Below are 2,316 nucleotides of genomic sequence, written 5' to 3'. Positions count from 1 at the left end.
CCGCCGCCGGCCCGCCCCCCCCCCGGCCGCTCCCGGGCGCCCGGGGGGCCGCCGGGCGCGGGGCCCCCCCCCCCCCGGCGCGCGCGTACGACGGGCACCAACGGGCTCCAGTGGACTCCGCGGCCCCGTGGCGCCGGACCGCTGGCCCACCGGGCCGCCGGGCCCAACGGCGTCGGCGCGGCCTCCTACCCGAGCCCCGCGCCGGCCACTCCCCGAGCTCCCGACCACTCCACGGCTGGGCTGGCCGTGCTGACTCTTCGGGCTGCTTCTGCTGCTTCTGGCTGCCGCCGAGCACGGTCACGGGTCCTGCCTCTGGCTCTGGTCCTGCCTCTGGCTCTGGTCCTGGCTCTGGTGCTGACTCTGGTGCTGGCTCTGGTGCTGGATCGGTTTCGGGTCTACTGCCGGGCGGGTTGCGAGCAGGTCAGCGGCAGGGACTCCCCGTCGGGGGCAGAGAGGGGCGCGGCTCAGATTTCGGTCGGCCGCTCCGGCGTGTCGTACCGGGGCGGGCCCGCCCGGGCCTCCGGAGGGCTTCACCTCGGCCCCGCCCCGCTCCCGGGTGCCTCGCCGGTCGCCGGCGGAACCGCGAAGAAGGCCACTGCCGCGAGGAGCGCCACACCCGCTGCGAGGGCCGTCGTGCCCGGCAGGGACCACGTCGCGAGCGGGCCGCCGACCGCCGCGCCCAGGGCGAACCCGGTGATCTTCAGACTGGCCCCGGTGGTGAAGATCTGGCTCCGCAGGTGCTCCGGGGCCTCCCGGTGGCGCACCGCGAAGAGGGCCGCGAGTTGCGGTCCCTCGCCGATGCCCAGGACGAGCGCGGCCACCACGAGCGGGGCCGGCTCTCCCCAGCTGGCCAGGGTCAGCGCCGCGCACTGGACCAGGGCGCTGGCCCACAGCACCGTGTCCGGGGCGACCGCGCGCGGGAGGCGGGCGAGTACGGCGCCCGCCGCCAGGGCGGAGACCGCCGCGCAGGACAGGAGCAGCGCTCCGCGGCCGGCCCCGCCCATGGCACGTTCGCCGAGGAGCGGGACGCACGCGAGCAGCATGCCCTGGGCGGTGCAGGAGACGGTCGTGCTGAGGGTGGCCCGAGCCAGGGCCCGCCGCGCGAGGATCACCCGGACGCCGGCCACGAGAGCGCCGAGGACGGAGGCGGGCCCGGCCGCCTGCACTCGGGCGGGGCGGGCGGGCAACAGCCACGCGGCGGGCAGCGCCGAGGCGATGAGCAGCACGGCGACCACCACGGCCGTCGGGGCACCCGCCACCTCCGCCAGCCCGCCGGCCAGGGCCGGGCCGGCCAGGCTCGCCGCGCTGAACGTCATCGCGTCGAGCGCGTTCGCCCTGGGGAGCCGGTCGCCGTCCGGCGCCACCCGGGGCACCTGGGCCGTCCAACCACCGGAGACGGCCGGCCCCAGCAGCCCCGTCACCACCGCGATCAGCAGGGTGAGGGCGAGGGGCGACCTGCCCAGCGCCAGGAGGGTCGCCCCGAGCCCCGCCGCGTACAGCAGGAGCGCCCCGGCCAGCAGGTGCCCGGGGCGGGCCGCTCTGTCGAGCAGCACCCCGAGCAGCGGGCCGCCCACCGCGGCGGCGCTCGTGAGGGCCGCCAGCAGCGAGGCGGCGTCGGCGGCCGATCCGGTCAGGGCGAACCCCGCGAGCATCAGCGCCGGCCCCGACATCTCGTCCCCGATACGGGCCGCCACCGCCCCGGCGAGGTAGCGGCGGAGCGCATGTCCCCTCTCCATCGGCACGACGTTAGGGAAGTAACTCAAAACTCGGCAAGATGCGTTACATTCCGCCGATGGCCCCCCACCACGACGACTGGTCCACCCGGCACTCCGTGCTGACCACGGCCCGACGCACCGCCGCCCTGCTCAACGTCCTCGCCGCCGACCGCCCCGCGGCCACCGACGTCGCCGCCGTGCTCCGCGCCTACGGCGAGGCCGAGCCCTTCGATCTCACCGCCGGCGACGTCGCCCGGATGCGCACGGCCGGCGCGCTGCTGCGGCCCGTCTTCGCCGCCGAGCACGCGGACGCCGCCGCGGCCACCCTCAACCGCCTCCTGCGCGACCACGCCGGGCCGCTGCGCCTGACCTCGCACGGCGGCAGCACCCCCTGGCACCCGCATCTGGACCGGGACGACGACGCGCCGTGGGACGTGTGGTTCATCGCCTCGTCCTGCATGGCCCTGGGGGGGCGGCGGTGGGGCCCCCCCCCCCCCCCCCCCCCGGGGGGCGCCCGGGGGGGGGGGGGCTTCGTCGGTTGGGGGTCGGAGCGTGGTCGCGGCGCCGGGCCGGGCGGCTGACGAATAGTGAACTCTTCGTC

The 2,316-nt window shown here is 77.8% G+C and carries 2 protein-coding genes; one reads left to right on the top strand and one right to left on the bottom strand.

The genetic code is table 11. The features are described from left to right. Positions 1-530: 530 nt before the first annotated feature. Positions 531-1,736 carry an MFS transporter gene (locus AAHZ94_RS32830; protein WP_349997360.1) on the bottom strand — a complete coding sequence of 402 codons (1,206 nt, stop codon included), beginning with the start codon at positions 1,734-1,736 and terminating at the stop codon, positions 531-533. 38 nt (positions 1,737-1,774) lie between these two features. On the opposite strand from AAHZ94_RS32830, the gene AAHZ94_RS32825 reads away from it, so the two are divergent. After that, positions 1,775-2,296, top strand: coding sequence for a CGNR zinc finger domain-containing protein (locus AAHZ94_RS32825; RefSeq protein WP_349997359.1), 522 nt, complete (start codon positions 1,775-1,777; stop codon positions 2,294-2,296). Positions 2,297-2,316: the final 20 nt, after the last annotated feature.

Source organism: Streptomyces sp. HSW2009 (assembly GCF_040240285.1).
Classification (GTDB): Bacteria; Actinomycetota; Actinomycetes; order Streptomycetales; family Streptomycetaceae; genus Streptomyces.
Note: the sequence above shows the minus strand (reverse complement) of the source record. Positions and strands in the feature narration are given on the sequence as shown.

Coding starts and splice junctions, on each gene's coding strand:
- AAHZ94_RS32830 (WP_349997360.1), bottom strand. CDS start 1,736: ATGGAGAGGGGACATGCGCTCCGCCGCTACCTCGCCGGGGCGGTGGCG.
- AAHZ94_RS32825 (WP_349997359.1), top strand. CDS start 1,775: ATGCGTTACATTCCGCCGATGGCCCCCCACCACGACGACTGGTCCACC.